We start from the raw sequence: 14,228 nt of genomic DNA, 5'->3' as shown, positions 1-14,228 counted from the left end.
CAGTAACCATGATGCGCAGTTAGGCCAGCCAAACGAGAGCGGTGCGGCGCAGGTCACACGGTGTGTTCGGGGTGCTCTCCGCGCACCGGGACGAGCGGGATCGCGACCAGCGGGAACACCGCGACGAGCGCGAACGCGAAGCCGTAGCCGCGCCCCGAGACCAGGGCGCCGACGACGGGCGGGACCAGGGCGGAGGCGACGTACTGCCCCGTGTTCTGCAGGCCCATCGCGCGGCCCGACCAGTACGGCCCGCCGATCTCGGCGACCGCGGTGAAGGCGAGACCGTTGTCCGCCACGGTCACCGCCGTCGCGATGACGATGAGCGCGATCGCCAGCGGCGTACCGGACAGCAGGCCCAGCGACAGCATCGTGGCGGCTGCCGCGATCGCGACCGTACGCATGGGGCCGAGGCGGCTGCCGACGCGGTCGGACCACCACCCGGCGCCGATACGGCCCGCCGCGCCGAGCAGCTGCGTCGACGCGACCAGGGCGCTGGCGGCGAACGTCGACCAGCCCTTGTCGTCGATGAGCCACACCAGCATGTAGGTCCAGACGGTGAACTGCGGGACGACGAGCAGTGCCGAGGCGAGGTGGATCCGCCACAGGCGGGAGTCGCGCGTGTACGGGTTGTCGAGGTGCCCGAGGTCCGCCGCCTCGCTGCGGGTCGGTCTCGGCGGGTCGACGATCAGGACGGCGCAGAGGACGGTGGCGGCGGCGCAGATCGCCGTGATGAGCAGCAGCGTCGTGGACAGGCCGTGCGCCTTGACGACGTTGGGCACGAGCAGGGCCGCGAGTCCGACGCCGAGCGGCAGGCCGGTCTGGCGGATGCCCATGGCCGTGCCGCGGCGATGTGCGGGGAACCAGCCGACGACGACGCGGCCGCTCGCCGAGTTGGTGCTGCCCGCGCCGATGCCGCCGACGAGGAACCACAGCCCGAGGCCGACCAACGAGTCGCTCTGGCTCGCACCGAGGGCGCCGATCGTGACGATCGCCAGCCCGGCCGTCATCGCCGCCCGCTCGCCGATGCGGTCGACGACGAGTCCCCACAGGACGAGCGTGAACATCGTCCCGGTGAGCGGCGCCGCGGCGATCGTGCCGGCCTCGACCAGGCTCAGCCCGCGCTCGAGGTGCAGGTAGGGGATCAGGAACGGCGCGCCGTTGACATAGATCGTGCCGGCGATCTGGCCGACCATCGAGACGGCGAGCATGAGCCAGCGGTTGGGCGTGCGCTGCTCGGCCATGTCCACATCCTGATACGAATCGTCTCAGTATGCAGACTATCGTATTCGGCCCTTGAGCTTGTCGAGAGGACCTTTCGCTCCCCCTACTCGCAGAGCTCGTGGGGGACCCCCAGCTCAAGGTGCGCGATAGGTCAGAGGTACTTCTTCATCCCGACGTGGCTGCCGACGAAACCGAGGCGTTCGTAGAACGCATGGGCCCGCACGCGTTCGCGGTTGGTCGTCAGCTGCATCCGCGCTGCTCCGCGACGCCGGGCCTCGTCCTCGATGTATGCCATGAGGGTCGCGCCGATGCCCTGCCCGCGCAGGGCCGCTGAGGTCCGTACGGCCTCGACCTGGCAGTAGAGCCCACCGTCGGCGCTCAGCATCCGCATCCAGGTGACCTGCGCCGTGCACACGACAGTGCCGTCGATCTCGCCGACGAGCAGGTCCTGGTGCTGGTCCGAGACGATCTCCTCGATCGCCGCCCGCTGGTTGTCGGTCACCGCGCCGGGCTCGTCGAAGTAGTGCATCGAGTCCTCTGCCGTCAGCGCCAGGATCGCCTCGAGGTCCTCGGCGACGGCCGGGCGGATGAGCAGCGCGCTCACTGAGGCAGGGCGCCGACCGACGCCAGGGCTTCCTTGAGCAGCGCGCCGCGGCCGCCCTCCATGTCGTTGAGCACCTCCGGCTCGGCCGCCTCTTCAGGCGTCAGCCAGGTCAGCTCGAGCGCGTCCTGGCGCGGGTTGCACTCACCACTGACCGGCACGACGTACGCGAGGGAGACCGCGTGCTGCCTCGGGTCGTAGAGCGTCGAGACGCCCGGCAGCGGGAAGTACTCGGCGACCGAGAACGGCACGGTCGAGGGGGGCAGCTGCGGGAACGCCGTCGGGCCGAGGTCCTTCGCGAGGTTGCGCAGCAGCGCCTCGCGCACGGACTCACCGTGCATGACCCGGCCCGACACGAGGGTGCGGGTCATGACGCCGGTCGTCGACGAGCCGCGCAGCAGGATGCCGATCGACTCGACCTGCCCGAGCGCGTTGATGCGGACGGGGACGGCTTCGACATAGAGGATCGGGACGCGGGCCCGGGTCTCGTCCAGGGCGAAGTCCGGGAGCCAGCCCGGATTGGGATCAGGTGTGCGCACGGACATGCGCACATTCTGTCGTATGCCCGGTGGCGGCGGGTCAGCTCGACCCGGCCGCACCCGCAGCGGTGGCCGCGACGATGCCCGCGGTGATCGCGGACTGGGCCGCCTGGATCGCCTTGCGCACGCCCTCACTGGCCCAGTCACCCTCGGCGATGACCTTGGCGCGAGCCTTGGCAGCCTTGCGCTCGGGCTTGTCGACCAGCAGCTTCGTGAGGTCGGCGGCCGACAGCAGGCCGATCAGCGGGCCGGTCTCGGCATCGGCGGGCTGGTCGTGGAGCAGGCTCGCCCGGATGCGGTTGACCAGGTCGTTGCGCCGGGCCGTGTCGACGACGTCGTAGCGACTCACGGGGAAGATCCCGAGCGCCTTCGCCGGCCGCTCACGCATCTGCCCCTTGGCGACGAGCGCTCCGTACACGTGCTTGCGGCCGTGCTTGCCGAGCTTGGTGACGGCGTTCTGCGGGCTCTGCCGACCACGGTTGCGTATGCGGGCGAAGGCCTGCTCGAGCAACGGATTGGCGACGGCTGCGTGGCTCGACACGACGACCCGCGCCTTGCGACCCGCACCCTCGAGGGCGAGAGGGCCGGCGGCGACGAGGTCGAGCAGGTGGGCGCCGCCGATGACCGGATCGGCCTTCATCGAGTCGAGCTGCGGCTTGCCGCTCTCGAGGTCCGTGACGATCAGCAGGAGGTCTTCCGCGGTTGTCATGCGACCACGCTAGCCATGCGTGGTGCGAGCATGGAACCCGTGATCAACGGCGGCGTCTCGTTCTGGTGGCAGCAGGTCGGCATCCCGGAGCCGCGCCCCGGTCTCGACGGCGATCTCGACTGCGACGTCTGCATCGTCGGCGCGGGACTCACAGGCCTCTGGACGGCGTACTACCTCTCGGCCCTCGACCCCACCCTCGACATCGTGGTGCTCGAGGCGGAGTTCGCGGGATATGGCGCGTCCGGCCGCAACGGCGGTTGGCTGTCGGCCGAGCTGTCGGGCAGCAAGGAACGGTATGCCGCGACGCACGGCCGGGCGGGCGTGCAGGCCCTGGTGTCGTCGATGGAGTCGGCCGTCGACGAGGTCATCGAGGTGTGCCGCACCGAGGGCATCGACGCCGACATCGTCAAGCACGGCGTCCTCTACGTCGCGCGCTCAGCCGCCCAGCTGGCTCGTATGCACGAGGGACTGGTGAGCGACAAGGCGTGGGGCATCGGCGAGGGCCACCAGCGGGAGCTGACGGCGGCAGAGCTCGGCGACCGGCTGCAGGTCGAGGGCGCGCTCGGAGCGACGTTCAGCCCGCACTGCGCCCGCGTGCAGCCGGCCAGGCTCGTGAGCGGGATCGCCGCCGCGGTGGAGCGCCGGGGCGTACGCATCCTCGAGCAGACCCGCGCGACGCGCATCGAGCCCGGTGCCGTGACGACCGATCGCGGCGTCGTGCGGGCGGGCCGCATCCTGCGCTGCCTCGAGGGCTACACCGCCGGCATCCGCGGACAGCGGCGCACGTGGCTGCCGATGAACTCGGCGATGATCGTGACCGAGCCGCTGTCCGACTCCGTCTGGGACTCGATCGGCTGGCGGGGTGCCGAGCTCCTCGGCGACAACGCGAATGCGTACTGCTACGCCCAGCGGACCGCCGACGGTCGCATCGCGCTCGGCGGTCGCGGCATCCCCTATCGCTTCGGCTCGGCCACCGACGTCGACGGTCGTACGCAGGACTGGACGGTCGAGTCACTCACCTCGATCCTGCACGGGATGTTCCCGGCCGCTCGCGGGGCACGGATCGACCATGCGTGGTGCGGCGTGCTCGGGGTGCCGCGGGACTGGAGCGCGAGCGTCACGTTCGACGCCTCGACCGGGCTCGGCTGGGCCGGCGGATACGTCGGCAGCGGGCTGACCACGACCAACCTCGCGGGGCAGACGCTCGCCGACCTGGTGCTGGGTCGCGACACCGACCTCGTACGCCTGCCGTGGGTCAACCGTGGCGTGCGCCGCTGGGAGCCCGAGCCGCTGCGCTGGCTGGGCGTGCGCGCGATGTACGGGCTCTATCGCGAGGCCGATCGGCGTGAGGGCAAGGGTCTGGCGCGGCCAAGTCGCCTGGCGAGGATCGGCGACAAGCTCACCGGGAGATGAGTCTCACCGCTGGTTTCGAGGCTTCGGCCGCGGGCGGCCTCCGCACCTCAACCAGCGGTGTGGCTGCGGTACAGTCGATTCACCAAGACAGGGGAGCGCCACGCAGAGGGCGCTGAGAGTGCGGATCAGCCGCAGACCCTTGAACCTGCACCGGTTAGTACCGGCGAAGGGAGTCACGATGAGTTCTGCAACCACGTCCAGGACCGGGTTCGACGTGCATTACCGCACGATCGACCTCGTCACCATCACCACGCTCGGAGTCGCGTTCGGCGTCATCTTCTGGGGCTGGGGGAAGCTCTACGAGCCGCTCCATGACCTCGCGGTCTTCTCCTACCCGCCCAGCAGCGCCCTGCTCGGCGGAGTCTGGTTGTCCGCCGGCGTCGTCGGAGGCCTGATCATCCGCAAGCCGGGTGCCGCGTTCGCGACCGAGTTCATCGCCGCAACGGTGTCCACGTTCATCGCCGGCGGAACGCAGTGGGGCTTCAGCGTCTTCGCCTCGGGCTTCTGGGAGGGCCTCGGCGCCGAGCTGATCTTCCTGCTGTTCTTCTACCGCCGGTTCGGCGTCGTCGTCGCAGCCCTCTCCGGTGCGCTGGCGGGTGCGCTCGAGTCGTTCTACGAGTGGCACGCGTACGTCCCCGACTACAGCTTCGGCTCCAAGCTCGCGCATCTCGGCTTCTTCGTCGTCTCGGGCGTCGTGGTCGCCGGTCTCGGTGGCTTCTACCTCGTGAAGGCGCTGGCCAGGGCCGGTGTGCTCGACGCGTTCCCGGCAGGACGCGAACAGGTCACCGAGGTCTAGGTGAGCTTGGGTGAGGCCCGCTTCAGGGGCTTCACGTGGCGCCCCCTGGGCCGGCGCAACCCCGTCGTCGCCGGGCTGGATCTCACGATCGAGCCCGGCGAGCGGGTGCTGCTGGTCGGCCCGAGCGGCGCGGGCAAGTCGACCCTCTTGTACGGCCTGGCCGGCGCCCTCGGCACGACGATCGCGGGCGAGCTGAGCGGCTCGGCCGAGGTCGACGGACGGCTCGGCCTGCTCCTGCAGAACCCCGCCGATGCGATCGTGGCCGAGCGCATGGGTCGCGACGTGGCGTTCGGTCCCGAGAACGCCGCCATGCCCCGTGACGAGATCTGGCCGCGGGTCGACCAGGCGCTTGAGTCGGTGGGCCTGACGTACGGGCGCGACCACTTCAGCGCTGCCCTGTCCGGCGGTGAGCAGCAGCGGCTCGCCCTTGCCGGCGTGCTCGCGATGCGGCCGGACATCCTGCTGCTCGACGAGCCGACCTCGATGCTCGACAGCGACACCTCGGCCAGCGTGCGCGACTCGATCCTGACGGCCGCCGACGGTCGTACGTTGCTGGTCGTCGAGCACCGCATCGGGGCGTGGCTGAAGCACGTCGACCGGGTCGTCGTGCTGTCCGCCGACGGTGAGGTGGTCAGTGACGGCACCGTGCAGGCGTTCCTCGACGGGCCACCGCCGGCCGGCGTCTGGATGCCGGGCATGGCGACCCCGGCACCGTTGGACGTACCGGCCGACCTCGTCCGCCCGCTGGAGGAGGCGCTGTCGATCACCGCCGCCGACGTGTCGGTGGAGCTCGTCACCCGTACGCTCCGAGGCACGCAGCGCACGCAGGCGCTCACGGGTCTGACAGCCTCGATCGACCCCGGCACCACGACGGCGTTCACCGGGCCCAGTGGTGCCGGCAAGTCGACAGCGTTGGCCGTGCTGGGCGGGCTGCTCAAGCCCGGCAGCGGCTCAGTGACGCCGGAGCTCCGCAGGTGGAAGTCGGCCCGGCTCGCCGAAGCCGTCGGCTGGGTGCCGCAGAATCCCGAGCACGGATTCCTCACCACGACCGTCGGCGACGAGGTCCGCCGCACGGGTCACCGGCTGGGCCGGCCGGTCGACGTGGAGCAGGTGCTCGAGGTGTTCGGCCTCGCGCGCTTCGCGACCTCCAACCCGTACCGGCTGTCGGGTGGCGAGCAGCGCCGGCTCGCCCTCGCCGCCGCACTGGCGCACCGGCCGGGCGTCGTCCTGCTCGACGAACCGACGGTCGGCCAGGACCCCAGCACGTGGTCCGCCGTGGTGGGCTGGATCCGTGCGGCTCGGTCAGCCGGCGCGACGGTCGCGCTGTCGACCCACGACGCCGACCTGCCGATCGACGTCGAGTACCTCATGCGCGACGGGGTGGTCGCATGAGCGAGCGCCAGCGAGTGAATCATGAGGCAGGGTTCATGCGTTGGCCTCCGTATCTTTGCTCTTCCACGGGGGTCATCGCATGAGATCGGTCGTGCTGCGGATCAACCCGCTCGTCCAGCTGTCGGTCGGGCTGTTCTCCCTGCTCGGCTCGTTCTGGATCCGCAGCCTGCCGGTCGCGCTGATCGCCCTCGGCGCGTACGCGGTCGCCGGCCTGCTGCTCCTGCCCGGTTGGCGCTACCCGCTCGCCTGCCTGGGCTTCACCGCGATCGCCGCGGTGACGATCGTCTACTCCACGTGGCGCCTCGGCGGTCACGACGTCGAGGAGGCGTTCACCGCGGGCCTGCGCATCGTCGTGCTGGCCGGGCCGGGGTCGATCATGGCCGGCTACGTCGACCCGTCGCGCTTTGCCGACTACCTCGCGCAGACCCTGCACCTGCCGGCCCGGCTGATCGCGGCGTTCGCGGCGGCGCTGCAGAAGTTCACGGGATTCGGCCTGGCTTGGCAGCAGCTCGAGCGCGTACGCCGGGTGCGCGGCTTCGGGCCCTCGCGCAACCCGCTGGCCAACGGTCGCTATGCCGCCAACATGTCGTTCGCACTGCTGGTCCAGGCGCTGCGCGGGGCCTCGGCGACGTCGATCGCGATGGACGCGCGCGGCTTCGCGACGGCCCACGATCGTACGTGGGCCGAGCCGGCACCCTGGACCGTTCTCGACCGTCTGGCGTTGGTCGGCGCTGCCGTGCTGGGCTGTGCGCCGATCGTTGCGCGCCTCGGCGGCGCGTAGTCAGCTGCTCTGTTGCTCGCTGAGCAGCCGGATCTGGGTGATGACGTCCTGGCCGGCGTGGAACAGCGCCGAGAGCGGGTGCCGCCCGTGGCCGAGGTCGTCCTCGGCCGCCTCAGCCGTGCGGCCACCACCGACGGTGAGCAGCTGGAATCGCACGCGGCCGACGGCAGGCAGGTCGTATGTCGTGGTCGGCGCGGTCTGCCCGACGAACACCTGCGCCATCGCGACGAACGCTCGCGTGGCCTCGGCGACCGGCTCGTGCTCACCGGCGCCGATCGTGCCGCCGCCGGTGCTGATGTACATGCTCGTCGTGCCATCGATCAGCGAGACGATCGTGACGACCGCCGCGTCGTACCCCGTCTCCATCAGCACGCCGTAGACCCGCTCGGGATCGGCGTCGACCGTGAGGCCGAGATCCGCCGGTGAGGTCGACAGGATCAGACGCCGCAGACCCGCGCTGCCCTCGGCCTCGTCTTCGCTCGTTGGTTGCGTGTCCTTCTTGCGTCCCCACATGGCGCAGGAGCCTAGCCGCCGCGGACGGTGACCCTCTGGCGCGCGGGCTGTCGGACGTACTAAGGTGCCGAACTAAGCAAGCGCTTAGTGACCCCGGAGGTTCTTCATGCCACGCGTGTTCGACAGTCTCGACGACTTCAAGGCAGCCGCCGGGGAGGTGCTCGGAACCAGCGACTGGATGACCATCACCCAGGAACAGGTCAACACGTTCGCGGACGCGACCCACGACCACCAGTGGATCCACGTCGATCCGGAGCGCGCCGCCAAGGGTCCGTTCGGCGGTGCGATCGCACACGGCTACCTGACCCTGGCGCTGCTGCCGGCGTTCGCGGAGCAGATCTACTCGGTCAACGGCCTGGCGTTCGGGATGAACTATGGCGCCAACAAGCTGCGCTTCCCCAACCCGGTGCCGGTCGGCGCCAAGCTGCGGGCCACCGCGACGCTCAAGGAGACCGCCGACATCGCGATCGGCACACAGGCCGTCGTCAGCTTCGTGATCGAGATCGACGGTGCGGACAAGCCCGCGTGCGTCGCCGAGGTCGTCTACGTCATGGCAGGTGCGTGAGATGGAGTTCGCCTACGACGCCAGGACGCAGGACCTGATCGGCCAGATGGAAGCGTTCATGGACGAGGTCATCTATCCGGCCGAGCCCACCGCGCACGAGCAGATGCAGGCCGCGATCAAGGCGGACACTTGGTCGCCGCCCGCGATCCTCGAAGACCTCAAGGCCGAGGCCAGGAAGCGCGGGCTGTGGAACTTCTTCCTGCCGGGTGACGAAGGTGCCGGCCTGACCAACCTCCAGTACGCGCCGCTGGCCGAGATCACGGGGCGCAGCATCCAGCTCGCCCCCGCGGCGGTCAACTGCGCCGCCCCGGACACCGGCAACATGGAAGTGCTGCACATGTTCGGCACGCCGGAGCAGAAGAAGCGGTGGCTCGAGCCGCTGCTCGCCGGCGAGATCCGGTCGTCGTTCGCGATGACCGAGCCCAAGGTCGCCTCGTCCGACGCCACCAACATCGAGACCTCGATCGTCAAGGACGGCGACGACTACGTCATCAACGGCCGCAAGTGGTGGATCACGGGTGCGATGAACCCCAACGCCAAGATCTTCATCGTGATGGGCAAGACCGATCCGGCGGCCGAGCGCCATCGCCAGCAGTCGATGATCCTGGTCGAGCGCGACACCCCCGGCTTCGACATCGAGCGCGGCATGCACGTGTTCGGCTACCACGACCGCGACCACGGCGGACACGCCGAGATCTCGTTCACCGACGTACGTGTGCCGGCGAGCAACCTCATCGGCGCCGAGGGCGAGGGCTTCGCGATCGCGCAGGCCCGCCTCGGCCCCGGCCGCATCCATCACTGCATGCGGTCGCTGGGCATCGCGGAGCGGGCGGTCGAGATGATGAGCAAGCGTGCGCTCGATCGGGTCGCCTTCGGCAAGCCGATCGCCGACCAGGGCGTCGTACGCGACTGGATCGCCGAGTCGCGCGTACGCATCGAGCAGCTGCGCCTGCTCGTGCTCAAGACCGCGTGGCTGATGGACACCGCGGGCAACCGCGGCGCCCACACCGAGATCCAGGCCATCAAGATCGCCACACCGCAGACCGTGGAGTGGATCCTCGACAAGGCGATCCAGGTGCACGGCGCGGGTGGCCTGAGCCAGGACTTCCCGCTCGCGGAGTGGTTCGCCGGCATCCGCACGCTGCGGTTCGCCGACGGGCCTGACGAGGTGCACAAGAACTCGCTGGCTCGCGCCGAGCTCAAGAAGCACGCCTGACGATGCAGATCTCCGGAGCGAGCACGGTCGTGACGGGTGCTGCGAGCGGCATCGGCGAGGCCATCGCGCAGCGCTTGCTGGAGCGCGGCGCGTCGGTGGTCATCGGCGACCTCGACTCGACGCGGCTTGCGGAGACGGCTGCGCGGCTCGATGGCGAACACCCGGGGCGGGTGTCGCACGTTGCCGGTGATGCCTCGGACGCTGCGCACGTGGCAGCGTTGATCGACGCTGCCGGTGAGGTCGACGCGTACTTCGCCAACGCCGGCGTCTTCAAGGGCTTCGGGCTCGAGGCCACCGACGACGAGTGGGCGCTGTCGTGGGACGTCAACGTCAAGGCGCACGTCGTCGCGGCCCGCGCGTTGGTGCCGGGGTGGCTGGAGCGCGGTGCGGGATGCTTCGTCAGCACGGCGTCGGCCGCGGGGCTGCTGACCCAGCTGGGCTCCCCGACGTACTCGACGACCAAGCACGCGGCCGTCGGCTTCGCGGAGTGGCTCGCGGCGACGTACGGCGACCGGGGCGTGCAGGTCTGCTGCCTGTGCCCCATGGGCGTACGCACCGACATGTTGGTCGAGGGCGAGACGAGTGCGGTCGGCGATGCCCGGCTCGGCATGAAGTCGGTCGTCTCCGCAGGCGAGACGTTGTCGCCGGTTGCCGTCGCCGACGTCCTGCTGCAGGCCGTCGAGGCCGGCACGTTCTTCGCCCTGCCGCACCCCGACGTCGGCACGATGTACGCCCGCAAGGCTGCCGACACGGATCACTGGATCGCCGGCATGCAACGCTTCCGCTCCAGCCTGGAGTCCTGACCCAAACCCCCGCGAGTGGCGCAGTGTGGTCACTCTTGGAGCCCTCGACCTGACCACAGTGCGCCAGTCGCGGGGATCAGCCGCCGAGCAAGCCGCGGTCGTACGCCGTGGCGACCGCCGAGGCGCGATCGTTGACCCCGAGCTTGGCGTAGACGTGACCGAGGTGGGTCTTGACGGTGGCCTCGCTGACGAACAGGGCACGGGCGATCTCGCGGTTGGAGCGACCCTTGGCGACCAGCGCGAGCACGTCGGTCTCGCGTCCGCTCAGCGGTTCCGATCCGGCCGTACGCACGCGAGAGACCACGCGCGTCGCCACCGCGGGTGAGAGCACCGACTCGCCCGCGGCAGCCGCGCGGATCGCGGCGAACAGCTCGTCCCGGGGCGCGTCCTTGAGCAGGTATCCGGTCGCGCCGGCATCGAGCGCGGCCATGATGTCGCGGTCGGTGTCGTACGTCGTGAGGACCAGGACGTGCGCGCGGCTGCCGGACGAGGCGAGGGCGGCGATCGCGTCGAGGCCGTTGCCGCCGGGCATGCGCAGGTCCATGAGCACGACGTCGGGGTCGAGCTCCTTGGCCAGGGCGACGGCCTCGACGCCGTCGCCCGCCTCGCCGACGACCTCGAAGTCCGGCGACGACTCGCACATGCCGCGCAGCCCGTCGCGGACGACCGGGTGGTCGTCGACCAGGAGCAGCCGGATCGCCTCAGCCATGCGGCACCACCGATGGCACGCGCAACGAGATGGCCGTGCCGGCTCCGGGCTCGGACTCCACGACCAGCGCCCCGGCGACCCGGGCGGCGCGCTGCTCCATGCCGTGCAGGCCGACACCGTGGCCGTCGGGCGTCGGTGCCGCTCCGGGGTCGAAGCCGAGGCCGTCGTCGCGTACGTCGAGGACCAGCTCGTCGTCGGTGTACGACAGCGTGACGCCGACGCGTCGTGCCTGAGCGTGCTTGCCGACATTGGTCAGCGCTTCCTGCGCGATCCGCAGCACCGTGGCCTCGATGTCCTGGTGCAACGGCTCGGCCTCTCCGGTCACCACGAGGTCGCCGGCGATGCCGGTGGCCGCTGACCAGTCGCGGGTCAGGTGGGCCAGCGCGTCGACGAGGTCGGTGCTGTCGAGGCGGAGCGGCAGCAGTCCCTGCACAGATCGGCGGGCCTCACCGAGGGCCTCCCGGGCGAGGTCGGCGGCGCGCTTGACGTGATCGCGCCCGGCCGCGTCGTCGGTCGTGTCTGTGACGGCTTGCAGCTGCGTCACGATGCCGGTCAGGTTCTGCGCGATGGTGTCGTGGATCTCGAGGGCGAGGCGCTCGCGCTCGTCGTGGACCCCGGACTCGCGGGCCTGCTGGACCAGCTGCGCCTGCAGGCCGGCGTTCTCCGCCAGGGCCTGCTCGAGACGTACGTTCGCCTCCTCGAGCATCGCGATCGTCGTGTTGCGCTCCTCGGCGATCTCCGCCTCATGAGCATCTGCGTTGGTCATGACGACGGTCAGGACGCCGTTGAGCGCGAGCAGCCCGAGGAACAGGACGAGCTGCAGCGCGCCGTCGGGAGGCAGCCCGCCCGACTGCGCGCCGGCCATCGTCACGGCAGTGCCGAGCAGGATGGCGATGCCCCACCGCCGCGGCACGTAGAGCTGGTTGTCGAAGTAGCCGATCAGGGCGAAGATCGAGAAGAACGGGTTGAGCCACGTGATGACGAACGCCACCACGGTGCGGGTCACCACGTAGAAGCGGCCGAGACCGTCCTGCAGGTTGCCTTCGACCCACCGCCGGTCGGCACAGATCCAGTGGAGGGCGGCCAGCGTCGGGACCAGCACGGCCATGGCGATGACCCCGGCCTCGCTCGTACCGATGCTGTCGACGCTCAGTGCTGCAGCGATCGAGCCCAGAACGAGCAGGACGTACGGGCCGCGGCGCAGGAACCACGCAAGCTGCACGTTGCCGGGCCGGCCGTTGGGCAGCTCCAGCAGGGCAGGACCGTTCGACACGCGCATCACCCCGTTCGTCACTCCCACCTGAAGTATCGCGCAGCCGCACCAGCCGCCACGACAGCCCAGGCGACGAGCACCAGCAGGAACTGTGCAGCCGGCCAGTGCCCGAGGGCGGCCTGGTCCATGCCGCGCGCCGCCGCCCCGCCGGGCGTGAGCTCGACGACGGTGCGCAGCCCGTGCGGCATGGTCTGCACCGGGGCCCACAGACCCGCCGTGAACATCATCGGGAAGAACACGACCGTGCCGATGGCGCTCGAGATCCGGGCCGTCGGCGCAAGGCCACCGACGACCCCACCGATCGCCAGGCAGGCGAGCAGGGCGAGCGCCAGCACCAGGACGTACGGTCCGACGGATCCGGGCAGCCGTACGTCGAACACAACACGACCGACGACCAGGACCAGGACCGCCGACATCGCGACGGCCGCGCCGTGCAGGACGTACTGGGCGGCGAGCAGGTGTGCTGGGCGTGCTGGAGTCGTAGCGACCCGGCGGAGCACGCGCTGCTCCCGATAGCCGGCGAGCACTCCGGGCATCGACTGGATCGACGCCATGATCGCGGACAGCAGGATCGAGATCGGGATGTAGAGGTCGATGACCCTGGCGCCGCCGAGATCCTTGGAGTGATCACGGAACGAGGGGATGCTGCCGAGGATCACCACGAGCAGGGTCGGGAACGCGACGATCCAGAACAAGGAGCCAGGCTCGCGCAGGAACAGCTTCGACTCGGTACGCAGGATGGTGCGTGCAGGGGTGCTCATGTCAGTTCTCCTCCGTCAGGACGGGCTCGCCGGTGAGGTCGAGGTAGGCGTCGTCGAGCGTCGACTCGGTGACGCGGAGCCGGCCGGCGCGTATGTCGTGCCGCGCCAGCCAGCCGAGGGTGGCGTGCACCGAGTCGTCGTCGCCGGACAGCTCGATGCGGTCCCCGTGACGGCGTACGTCGGTCACGCCCGGGAGGTCCCACAGCACGCTGTTGTCGACCGTGCGGGACGGGGTGAAGGCCATGATCGTGGGCGCAGCAGACCGGGCGACCAGGCCGTCGGGGGTGTCGAGCGCCGTGATCCGGCCGCGGTCGACGAGGGCGAGCCGATCGCAGAGCTTGTGCGCCTCCTCCATCAGGTGGGTCACCAAGATCACGGTGGTGCCGCCCGCGCGCGCCTCGTCGACGAGGTCCCAGACATCCCTGCGCGATCGTGGGTCAAGGCCAGTGCTCAGCTCGTCGAGCAGCGCGATGCGCGGCCGTCCGATCAGTGCCAGGGCGATGGCGAGGCGTTGCTGCTGGCCGCCCGACAGCTTCGCGTACCGGACGTCGAGCGACTCGGCCAGAGCAAGTCGCTCCACCAGCTCGAGCCCGTCACGGGGGTGCGCGTAGAACGATGTGTACAGCTCGAGGGCCTCGCGGACCGTGAGCTTGCCCTGCAGTCCGGCCTGTTGCAGCTGCACGCCCATGATCGGTGTGACGGCCGCGCGCTCGAGGTACGGATCGTGCCCCGCGACGCTGATGCTCCCTGCGTCGGGGCGGCGGAGGCCCGCGATGCACTCGACCGTCGTGGTCTTGCCCGCTCCGTTCGGACCGAGGATGCCGAGGATCTCGCCTTCGTCGACCTGGAGGTCGATGCCGTCGACGGCGACCTTGGTGCCGTACGTCATGCGGAGTCCGCGTACGTCGATGATGTTCATGGCTCCAGCCTCGTCGA

The 14,228-nt window shown here is 70.3% G+C and carries 16 protein-coding genes and 1 riboswitch; of the genes, 7 read left to right on the top strand and 9 right to left on the bottom strand.

Going from position 1 to position 14,228, the window contains the following annotated elements; all coding sequences use genetic code 11:
* Positions 1 to 53: 53 nt before the first annotated feature.
* From BOSE46_RS19150 to BOSE46_RS19135, 4 genes are all read right to left on the bottom strand, one after another.
* Positions 54 to 1,241: an MFS transporter gene (locus BOSE46_RS19150; protein ID WP_159541765.1), complete on the bottom strand. Its 1,188-nt coding sequence runs from the start codon at positions 1,239 to 1,241 to the stop codon at positions 54 to 56.
* Positions 1,242 to 1,372: 131 nt separating this feature from the next.
* Entirely contained in the window at positions 1,373 to 1,825 is a 453-nt protein-coding gene (locus BOSE46_RS19145; RefSeq protein WP_159541763.1) for a GNAT family N-acetyltransferase, read from the bottom strand.
* Complete coding sequence (locus BOSE46_RS19140; protein ID WP_159541761.1) at positions 1,822 to 2,367, bottom strand: NUDIX hydrolase family protein; 546 nt, start codon at positions 2,365 to 2,367, stop codon at positions 1,822 to 1,824. Before BOSE46_RS19140 ends, BOSE46_RS19145 begins: the two co-directional genes overlap by 4 nt.
* A gap of 34 nt (positions 2,368 to 2,401) precedes the next feature.
* On the bottom strand, positions 2,402 to 3,070 hold the full coding sequence (locus BOSE46_RS19135) for a GPP34 family phosphoprotein (protein ID WP_159541759.1): 669 nt from the start codon (positions 3,068 to 3,070) through the stop codon (positions 2,402 to 2,404).
* 30 nt (positions 3,071 to 3,100) lie between these two features.
* On the opposite strand from BOSE46_RS19135, the gene BOSE46_RS19130 reads away from it, so the two are divergent.
* From BOSE46_RS19130 to BOSE46_RS19115, 4 genes are all read left to right on the top strand, one after another.
* Positions 3,101 to 4,483: an FAD-binding oxidoreductase gene (locus tag BOSE46_RS19130; RefSeq protein WP_159541757.1), complete on the top strand. Its 1,383-nt coding sequence runs from the start codon at positions 3,101 to 3,103 to the stop codon at positions 4,481 to 4,483.
* Between the two features lie 79 nt (positions 4,484 to 4,562).
* Positions 4,563 to 4,672, top strand: a riboswitch (TPP riboswitch).
* Positions 4,662 to 5,279, top strand: a complete 618-nt coding sequence (locus BOSE46_RS19125) for an ECF transporter S component (RefSeq protein ID WP_159541755.1) — start codon at positions 4,662 to 4,664, stop codon at positions 5,277 to 5,279. (Overlaps the previous riboswitch by 11 nt.)
* Entirely contained in the window at positions 5,280 to 6,671 is a 1,392-nt protein-coding gene (locus BOSE46_RS19120; protein WP_159541753.1) for an ABC transporter ATP-binding protein, read from the top strand.
* A gap of 79 nt (positions 6,672 to 6,750) precedes the next feature.
* Entirely contained in the window at positions 6,751 to 7,452 is a 702-nt protein-coding gene (locus tag BOSE46_RS19115) for an energy-coupling factor transporter transmembrane protein EcfT (protein WP_159541751.1), read from the top strand.
* On the opposite strand, the gene BOSE46_RS19110 is transcribed toward BOSE46_RS19115, so the two are convergent.
* Positions 7,453 to 7,965, bottom strand: coding sequence for a hypothetical protein (locus BOSE46_RS19110; RefSeq protein WP_159541749.1), 513 nt, complete (start codon positions 7,963 to 7,965; stop codon positions 7,453 to 7,455).
* Positions 7,966 to 8,071: 106 nt separating this feature from the next.
* Between BOSE46_RS19110 and BOSE46_RS19105 the strand changes: the two genes are divergently transcribed.
* Genes BOSE46_RS19105 through BOSE46_RS19095 form a run of 3 tightly spaced genes read left to right on the top strand, consistent with a single transcriptional unit; the run spans position 8,072 to position 10,549 of the window.
* A complete protein-coding gene (locus BOSE46_RS19105; RefSeq protein ID WP_159541747.1) occupies positions 8,072 to 8,530 on the top strand; it encodes a MaoC family dehydratase in 459 nt (152 codons plus the stop codon).
* Position 8,531: 1 nt separating this feature from the next.
* Complete coding sequence (locus BOSE46_RS19100; RefSeq protein ID WP_159541745.1) at positions 8,532 to 9,746, top strand: acyl-CoA dehydrogenase family protein; 1,215 nt, start codon at positions 8,532 to 8,534, stop codon at positions 9,744 to 9,746.
* 2 nt (positions 9,747 to 9,748) lie between these two features.
* The gene (locus BOSE46_RS19095) at positions 9,749 to 10,549 is read left to right on the top strand and encodes an SDR family oxidoreductase (protein WP_159541743.1); all 801 of its coding nucleotides are present in this window, start codon (positions 9,749 to 9,751) and stop codon (positions 10,547 to 10,549) included.
* 76 nt (positions 10,550 to 10,625) lie between these two features.
* On the opposite strand, the gene BOSE46_RS19090 is transcribed toward BOSE46_RS19095, so the two are convergent.
* The 4 genes from BOSE46_RS19090 to BOSE46_RS19075 are packed head-to-tail and all read right to left on the bottom strand — an operon-like array spanning position 10,626 to position 14,211.
* Positions 10,626 to 11,258 carry a response regulator transcription factor gene (locus BOSE46_RS19090; protein ID WP_159541741.1) on the bottom strand — a complete coding sequence of 211 codons (633 nt, stop codon included), beginning with the start codon at positions 11,256 to 11,258 and terminating at the stop codon, positions 10,626 to 10,628.
* On the bottom strand, positions 11,251 to 12,531 hold the full coding sequence (locus BOSE46_RS19085; RefSeq protein ID WP_236551804.1) for a sensor histidine kinase: 1,281 nt from the start codon (positions 12,529 to 12,531) through the stop codon (positions 11,251 to 11,253). Before BOSE46_RS19085 ends, BOSE46_RS19090 begins: the two co-directional genes overlap by 8 nt.
* 17 nt (positions 12,532 to 12,548) lie before the next feature.
* Positions 12,549 to 13,292, bottom strand: a complete 744-nt coding sequence (locus BOSE46_RS19080) for an ABC transporter permease (RefSeq protein WP_159541737.1) — start codon at positions 13,290 to 13,292, stop codon at positions 12,549 to 12,551.
* 1 nt (position 13,293) lies between these two features.
* Positions 13,294 to 14,211 carry an ABC transporter ATP-binding protein gene (locus tag BOSE46_RS19075; protein WP_159541735.1) on the bottom strand — a complete coding sequence of 306 codons (918 nt, stop codon included), beginning with the start codon at positions 14,209 to 14,211 and terminating at the stop codon, positions 13,294 to 13,296.
* Positions 14,212 to 14,228 lie beyond the last annotated feature (17 nt).

This window comes from Aeromicrobium sp. 9AM (genome assembly GCF_902506105.1).
Lineage (GTDB): Bacteria > Actinomycetota > Actinomycetes > Propionibacteriales > Nocardioidaceae > Aeromicrobium.
The sequence above is the reverse complement of the archived record's forward strand: the minus strand, read 5'-3'. Positions and strand labels throughout refer to the sequence as shown.

Coding starts and splice junctions, on each gene's coding strand:
- BOSE46_RS19105 (WP_159541747.1), top strand. CDS start 8,072: ATGCCACGCGTGTTCGACAGTCTCGACGACTTCAAGGCAGCCGCCGGG.
- BOSE46_RS19130 (WP_159541757.1), top strand. CDS start 3,101: ATGGAACCCGTGATCAACGGCGGCGTCTCGTTCTGGTGGCAGCAGGTC.
- BOSE46_RS19095 (WP_159541743.1), top strand. CDS start 9,749: ATGCAGATCTCCGGAGCGAGCACGGTCGTGACGGGTGCTGCGAGCGGC.
- BOSE46_RS19115 (WP_159541751.1), top strand. CDS start 6,751: ATGAGATCGGTCGTGCTGCGGATCAACCCGCTCGTCCAGCTGTCGGTC.
- BOSE46_RS19140 (WP_159541761.1), bottom strand. CDS start 2,367: ATGTCCGTGCGCACACCTGATCCCAATCCGGGCTGGCTCCCGGACTTC.
- BOSE46_RS19080 (WP_159541737.1), bottom strand. CDS start 13,292: ATGAGCACCCCTGCACGCACCATCCTGCGTACCGAGTCGAAGCTGTTC.
- BOSE46_RS19135 (WP_159541759.1), bottom strand. CDS start 3,070: ATGACAACCGCGGAAGACCTCCTGCTGATCGTCACGGACCTCGAGAGC.
- BOSE46_RS19150 (WP_159541765.1), bottom strand. CDS start 1,241: ATGGCCGAGCAGCGCACGCCCAACCGCTGGCTCATGCTCGCCGTCTCG.
- BOSE46_RS19100 (WP_159541745.1), top strand. CDS start 8,532: ATGGAGTTCGCCTACGACGCCAGGACGCAGGACCTGATCGGCCAGATG.
- BOSE46_RS19110 (WP_159541749.1), bottom strand. CDS start 7,965: ATGTGGGGACGCAAGAAGGACACGCAACCAACGAGCGAAGACGAGGCC.
- BOSE46_RS19090 (WP_159541741.1), bottom strand. CDS start 11,258: ATGGCTGAGGCGATCCGGCTGCTCCTGGTCGACGACCACCCGGTCGTC.
- BOSE46_RS19075 (WP_159541735.1), bottom strand. CDS start 14,211: ATGAACATCATCGACGTACGCGGACTCCGCATGACGTACGGCACCAAG.
- BOSE46_RS19125 (WP_159541755.1), top strand. CDS start 4,662: ATGAGTTCTGCAACCACGTCCAGGACCGGGTTCGACGTGCATTACCGC.